Below are 6,253 nucleotides of genomic sequence, written 5' to 3' on the forward strand. Positions count from 1 at the left end.
TGTCCGACATCATTGGCGAGATTAGCGCGGCGTCGTCGGAACAAACCGGTGGCATCGAGCAAATCAATCGGGCGGTCTCGCAGATGGATGAGGTGACCCAGCAAAATGCGGCGCTCGTGGAGGAGGCGGCCGCTGCAGCCGCGTCGCTTGAGCAGCAGGCGGCGCAGCTCGATCTCGTCGTGTCGATCTTCCGGGTTTGACGGACGCGGCGTGGTTGCTCAAAATCCTTCGGGCAGGTCCGCCGCGATGAAACCGATGACGCGATGCAAGCCCGGGCGAATACACTCACCTGCTGTGGCTTAAGCGCGTTTCTTCTGGGGTTGCTGGCAAGCCTCGCCTGCCTTGATGCGGTCAAGACGGTCGCTAGCCGCCGCCACGACCGACATCGGCGCGTTGCGTAGTTGCCAGTCGTGGAGGCAGACGATCGCGGCGAACCACGCGTACGCGTCGTCGTCGAGTTCCCAGACGCCGCTTTCATTGCCTTTCTGGAAGACCAGGGCGATCGCAGCGTCGCTCTTGACGAGCGCTTCTTGTTCGAACGGCCCGTAGCCAGCCTCCGATATGAAACTCGCGAGCAGCATGACTTCTGTCAAGCGCCGGGCGCCGTCTATCCAGCCTTTGCCTGCATGAAGCCCTGCTAGCGAAAGGTAAGCCCCGAGCGACAGCTCGTCGCTAACCGCGCGTGGAATAGGAAGCAGAAGCGCCTTGTTCAATCGTGCGCGGACGGCTTGAGGCGAACCTTGGAACTGAATAGGACGTGGCATGGAGGCATCCAGAGTTGCGTCTACAGGTTAACGAACGTGTTTAACGTTTTCTTTAGGGGATTTTTGCTATTCATCAGAACAAATGGCAGGCGTAGCGCGCGTGGCAAGGACGCTAAAAGCACACGTTGCCACGCTGACGTGAAGGGCCAACGGCCGGGTTGGCGACGTACGCCAGGCGTTCCAAACCTCAGGGATAATTTTCACCAGTTAAAGTGTCGGTCCGCTTGACTGGAGCTACACAATGAACGGGGAAGTGAAGGCGGGTCGATCGGGCGATGAAAGCACTCGCCTGGAACCTCAGGAGCGCGTCGGCCGCTACGCCATGAAAGCGCTGGCGGGTTCGGCAATAGGCTATGCGATGGACGGTTTCGATCTCTTGATCCTTGGCTTCATGTTGCCAGGCATCGCACTGTCGCTCCGCCTTTCGACACAACAAGCGGGCGCACTCGTGACCTGGACGCTGGTGGGCGCTGTCGCAGGTGGCGTGGTCTTTGGCGCGCTGAGCGACCGCTTCGGGCGAGTACGCGTGCTGACATGGACGATCATGCTGTTCGCCGTCTTCACCGGTCTCTGTGCCTTCGCCAAAGGCTATTGGGACTTGCTGGCATATCGGACCATCGCGGGAATAGGCCTGGGGGGCGAGTTCGGAATCGGCATGGCGCTGGCCGCCGAAGCGTGGCCGGCAAGCATGCGGGCGCGTGCCTCGTCGTATGTTGCCCTTGGCTGGCAATGCGGCGTCCTGTGCGCCGCGTTAGTGACGCCGGCGTTGCTTCCCCTGATTGGCTGGCGCGGCATGTTCCTTGTTGGCGTGCTCCCTGCGGGTGTCGCGTGGGTGCTTCGCAATCGACTACAAGAGCCTCAAGCATTCGTACGCGTTGCGTCGTCCAAGCAGGGCGCCACGAGCTTGATCGGTGGCTTTAGATTGCTCTTTGCCGATGCGGCAAGCACCAAGACAAGTATTGGCATTGCGATCCTGTGCGCCGTGCAAAACTTCGGCTACTACGGGATCATGATCTGGATGCCGACGTATCTATCCAGGGAACTCGGTTTTTCACTGACCAAGTCCGGTGTCTGGACTGCAGTCACAGTCGTAGGGATGATGATCGGCATGGGCGTGTTTGGCCAGATCGCGGATCGAATCGGCCGCAAACCTGCGTTTCTGCTTTTTCAGGTGGGCGCGGTTGCAACGGTGATCATCTATTCACGGCTCTCTGGCCCCGCTGCGATGCTGTGGGTTGGCGCCTTGATGGGCATGTTCGTGAACGGTATGGTGGGCGGATACGGTGCACTGATGTCGGAAGCCTATCCCACCGAGGTCCGCGCAACTGCGCAAAACGTGCTTTGGAATATCGGACGTGCGATAGGTGGGCTCGGTCCGATCGCAGTTGGATTCGTTGCGTCGACCTACACGTTTCAAATCGCGGTCGCGATGCTGGCCGGCATCTACCTGATCGACATTATCGCTACCGTTTTCCTGATCCCCGAACTCAAGGGATCGGAGTTGCGCTAGCTGCTTCGGTGATCTTTTCGGTCCCGCACGCGCGGATATCCGGGCTGAATTGACAACTTGTTTATGCTGCAACCCGGACTTTTATCTTTCTCGATACACCTGGCAGCGTAGCCTTCACGAACGCTAATCCTAGGCTATCGAAATGCGTCAACAACGAGCAACATGTGCAACGTCGGCAATTGAGTCAAGAGGGGAACTGAGAAGAGAGCGGGGACGACTCCTGCGACGCAATCTTGCGCTGGGCGCGATCTCACTGTCGGTCGCGGGCACCGCGCTTGCGGCGGATGAGGCGCTCGTACCCGCCGCGCCCCTCAGTGAGCTGGCGGCCCATGCACCGTTGCAGATCGAATCGATAGTCACTGTCTTGTGGCAACGATTTCGCGTGGCACGGCGCGAGTCGACCTTGATCGCTGAAGCGGTCATTAGCTCCGCTAACCGCTATGCTGTGTCGCCGGTCCTGCTGCTCGCGGTCATTGCGACAGAGTCGGGATTTGACCGGCACGCCGTCAGCGTGGCCGGTGCCCAGGGGTTGATGCAGATTCTTCCGGCGGCGCATCCGGAACTGGCTGCTGCCGGCAAGGATATAACCGAGCCAACTGAGAACGTCCGTATCGGCTCCTCGATTCTGCGCGAATACCTTGACGCATCGGACGGCGACCTTGGCAGCGCCCTCAAACGTTACAGCGGTGGCGGGCGGGGCTACGCGCAGCGCGTCGATTTCCGCATGCGTCAGTTTTCGGCGAGCCTGGATGCAGCGAACCGCGGCTCGGAGAAAGTCGCGGTTGTCGATTCTCACTGAGCGCCTCAGCGCAAGACCATCGCGAACAGCAATTCCTTGAAACCCTCGACGGGAGCGGGGCTGCGTTGCGCCTTCGCTAACAGGATTGCACCTTGCAGCGACGACACCACGAATTGCGCGAGCACATCGCAATCGACGCTAGACGGCAATTCGCCGGCCTCCACGGCCGCGCCTAAACAATACGCAACGCACTTCTGTACTTCTGCAAAGATATCGACCACGCGTAAGCGCAGGACCTCGCTGTGATCGCTTGCTTCGACAGCGAAATTGCCGAACAGACAGCCGTTTTTTGCATGGTTCTGACTGATGTGTTCAATGTTTGCGTCAATGTAGTCGCGAAGTCGTTGAAGCGGCGCTAGCGAGTCGTTGCAAAGCGTCTCACGGATCGTTTCGCGACTGTTCGCGAAATAGAGATCCATGACCTCGAGGCCAAATGCTTCCTTCGATGCAAAATGATTCGTGAACGAGCCCTGCGGAACGCCGGCAGCCTGAACGATGTCGCGCACGCTCGCCCCGCCGAAGCCTCGCTCATGTACGACTTTTAAACCTTCGGAGAGGATTTTGGAGCGATGTGAAGGTCTTGGCATAGTGGATTTATTGTACGGTCGTCCATATTGGGAGTCAAGACGGTGGGCAGACGTCCAGTCGAGCACGCTTTTTCCGTTTGACGTATGGTATTCACCGGATCTCCGTCCGCAGATGGGGCGTTCGACTTTCGTCAAGGCATCCTTATCAACCTTCGAGTGGAATCCATGAGCCCGTCACGTCAATTGCGCCTCGGCGCCTTCATGCGCCCCGCCACCATCCACACGGGGGCGTGGCGTTATCCCGGCGCGTTTCCCGATGCAAACTTCAACTTCGCACATATCAAGCGGTTCGCGCAAACACTCGAGCGAGGGCGGTTCGACGCCTTTTTCATGGCTGATCACCTTGCGGTGCTCAACATGCCTGCGCAGGCGTTGAAGCGCAGCCATACGGCAACCTCGTTCGAGCCGCTTACGCTGCTGTCCGCGCTTGCAGCCGTAACCGAGCGTCTCGGGTTGATCGCGACGGCATCCACAACCTACGACCTGCCGTATCACGTGGCTCGCCGCTTTGCATCGCTCGACCACATCAGCGGAGGCCGGGCGGGCTGGAATATGGTCACCACAGCCAATCCCGACGCTGCACTGAACTTTGGCCTCGACGAACAACCGGAGCATGGCGAGCGCTATCGGCGGGGCCGTGAATTTCTCGATGTCGTCACGGGCCTGTGGGATAGCTGGGCGGACGATGCGTTCGTGCGCGACGTCGAAAGCGGCACGTTCTTCGATCCCGCGAAGATGCACGTGCTGAACCACAAGGGCGAGCACCTGTCGGTGCGTGGACCGCTTAACATCGCGCGCCCGGTGCAGGGATGGCCGGTCCTCGTGCAGGCGGGGTCCTCGGAGGCGGGGCGGCAAATCGCGGCTGAAACCGCGGAGGTCGTATTTACGGCGCAGACCAGGCTGGTCGACGGCCAGCGCTTTTATGCCGACGTAAAGGGCCGGATGGCAAAGCTTGGACGTAACCCTGATCACTTGAAAATCATGCCGGCGGCATTCGTGGTCGTAGGCGATTCGATCGACGAAGCACGTGAGAAACGTGCGCGTCTCGACACGTTCGTCCACTATGACAGCGGCATCGCCTCGCTGTCGATCGCGCTCGGTCACGACGTGTCGGCGTTCGACCCCGACGGCCCGTTGCCCGGGATCCCGGAGACCAATGCGGGAAAGAGCAGCCGCGAACGCGTGCTTGACTGGGCCAGCCGCGACAAGCTGACAATTCGCCAGCTCGCGCAGCGCATTGGTGGTTATTCAGGACTGGAAATGATCGGCACAGCGTCCATGATCGCGGATCAGATGGAGCAATGGCTGGTGGAGGAGGGCTCGGATGGATTTAACGTCATGTTCCCCTACCTGCCCGAGGGCCTAGACGATTTTGTCGATAAAGTCGTGCCTGAACTGCAGGCAAGAGGCATTTTCAAGCGCGAGTATGAAGGCGTGACACTGCGTGAGAATCTTGGTTTGCCGCGGCCGGACAACCGGTTTTTCAAGGCGTGAGCGGCGCGCTCGTCATCGCTCGCTTGATGCCGGGAAGAGATGCCGCACGGATGCCTGCACGGGTCGGTAAAAACGATTCTTGAAGCGGCGCGGGCAATCGATTACAGTCGGTGCATCGCCTGCGGGTCCTGCTTTGATGCCACGCCAGCGTTCCTCGCCGTTCGCCATAAAACCGCATGTTTGGGAGGCTGATCAATGAAGGCATTGAGACTGATTTCCGTAGCCGCGATCCTGCTCGGTGTGTCCGCCATGGCCTCGGCCGAAGGTAACGGCAACGGCGGCTCGGGGGGCGGCAATGCGCACGGCGCTGCCACCGCGGGTCCCACGGCCGGCGGTGACAACACATCGACACCAGGCAGCTCCAAACCAGGAAAACTCCACTTCAAGCACAAGAAGAATCCGCCGGTCGCCGCTAGTCAATAAGCGCCAAGCGGGTCTATCTGTGGCGGAGAAAAGCTGCCGCAGTTCTGAAACGGCGGCAGCTTTTTCTTTGGCACGCGAGAGGGCGGGTCACGTTTCGTTTAGTCGATTAATATAAACTGTAGGCTTCAGCTTTGCGGCGGACCGCTGCCAGAAGTCGGCGGTGTCCCGTGGCGCTTGTTGGCGAGCAGTTAAATTCCGTGTGGCGATTGAACTCCTTAGGGCGGCCACGCTCGAAGATGGGCAAACGTCCCCGCGACGAGCTCGTCATGGCATTTAAAATGCATGACAAACGCTATGTGACCGGTCTCGGCGCGACAGCGCCCATGATTTATTACCTTGGCGAGAAGCGGTAGCATGGTCCTCGTGTGGACCCGATTCGTCGAAAGCGAATGGCGAATCGGTCGCGCGATGGTGGATTGTGTATTGCATTAAACGTTCGGCAACTTGGTGCCGTAACAACCCGAAACACTAACGTCAGGTCGAACCAGAATGGCTACAGAACCCCATCAGCAAAGTCAAAGCGACGTTCTGAACGCCGCACGCAAAGAGCGCAAGCGCGTTGCGATTTTCCTTGTCAACGGTGTACGACTGGTTGGTCACATCGAATCGTTCGATCAGTATCTGGTCATGCTCAGCTCTGCGGCGGGTATCCAGGCGGTCTACAAGCATTCGATTT

The 6,253-nt window shown here is 59.3% G+C and carries 7 protein-coding genes and 1 pseudogene; 6 read left to right on the forward strand and 2 right to left on the reverse strand.

The annotated features are described in order from the left end of the window. A pseudogene (locus WCA53_RS20175) lies at nt 1–200 on the forward strand (methyl-accepting chemotaxis protein); the annotation flags it as partial. A gap of 99 nt (nt 201–299) precedes the next feature. Here the strand turns inward: WCA53_RS20175 and WCA53_RS20180 are convergent. Next, nucleotides 300–764: a hypothetical protein gene (locus WCA53_RS20180; RefSeq protein ID WP_423914773.1), complete on the reverse strand. Its 465-nt coding sequence runs from the start codon at nt 762–764 to the stop codon at nt 300–302. A 241-nt stretch (nt 765–1,005) separates the two neighbouring features. Here WCA53_RS20180 and WCA53_RS20185 point away from each other — a divergent pair, with 241 nt between their 5' ends. Together WCA53_RS20185 and WCA53_RS20190 are read left to right on the forward strand one after the other, a co-directional pair. Continuing rightward, complete coding sequence (locus WCA53_RS20185; RefSeq protein ID WP_423914776.1) at nt 1,006–2,274, forward strand: MFS transporter; 1,269 nt, start codon at nt 1,006–1,008, stop codon at nt 2,272–2,274. A gap of 142 nt (nt 2,275–2,416) precedes the next feature. Continuing rightward, the gene (locus WCA53_RS20190; protein ID WP_423914778.1) at nt 2,417–3,073 is read left to right on the forward strand and encodes a lytic transglycosylase domain-containing protein; all 657 of its coding nucleotides are present in this window, start codon (nt 2,417–2,419) and stop codon (nt 3,071–3,073) included. 5 nt (nt 3,074–3,078) lie between these two features. On the opposite strand, the gene WCA53_RS20195 is transcribed toward WCA53_RS20190, so the two are convergent. Continuing rightward, nucleotides 3,079–3,660, reverse strand: coding sequence for a TetR family transcriptional regulator C-terminal domain-containing protein (locus WCA53_RS20195; protein ID WP_423914781.1), 582 nt, complete (start codon nt 3,658–3,660; stop codon nt 3,079–3,081). Nucleotides 3,661–3,825: 165 nt separating this feature from the next. Between WCA53_RS20195 and WCA53_RS20200 the strand changes: the two genes are divergently transcribed. The 3 genes from WCA53_RS20200 to hfq form a co-directional block, all read left to right on the forward strand. Further along, complete coding sequence (locus tag WCA53_RS20200) at nt 3,826–5,154, forward strand: LLM class flavin-dependent oxidoreductase (protein WP_423914784.1); 1,329 nt, start codon at nt 3,826–3,828, stop codon at nt 5,152–5,154. A 195-nt stretch (nt 5,155–5,349) separates the two neighbouring features. Beyond that, the gene (locus tag WCA53_RS20205) at nt 5,350–5,577 is read left to right on the forward strand and encodes a hypothetical protein (RefSeq protein ID WP_423914788.1); all 228 of its coding nucleotides are present in this window, start codon (nt 5,350–5,352) and stop codon (nt 5,575–5,577) included. 489 nt (nt 5,578–6,066) lie between these two features. Continuing rightward, nucleotides 6,067–6,253 (forward strand): RNA chaperone Hfq (gene hfq, locus WCA53_RS20210; RefSeq protein ID WP_423914791.1); only part of this gene is annotated, 187 nt, incomplete at its 3' end.

The organism is Caballeronia sp., assembly GCF_049581465.1.
Taxonomy (GTDB): domain Bacteria; phylum Pseudomonadota; class Gammaproteobacteria; order Burkholderiales; family Burkholderiaceae; genus Caballeronia.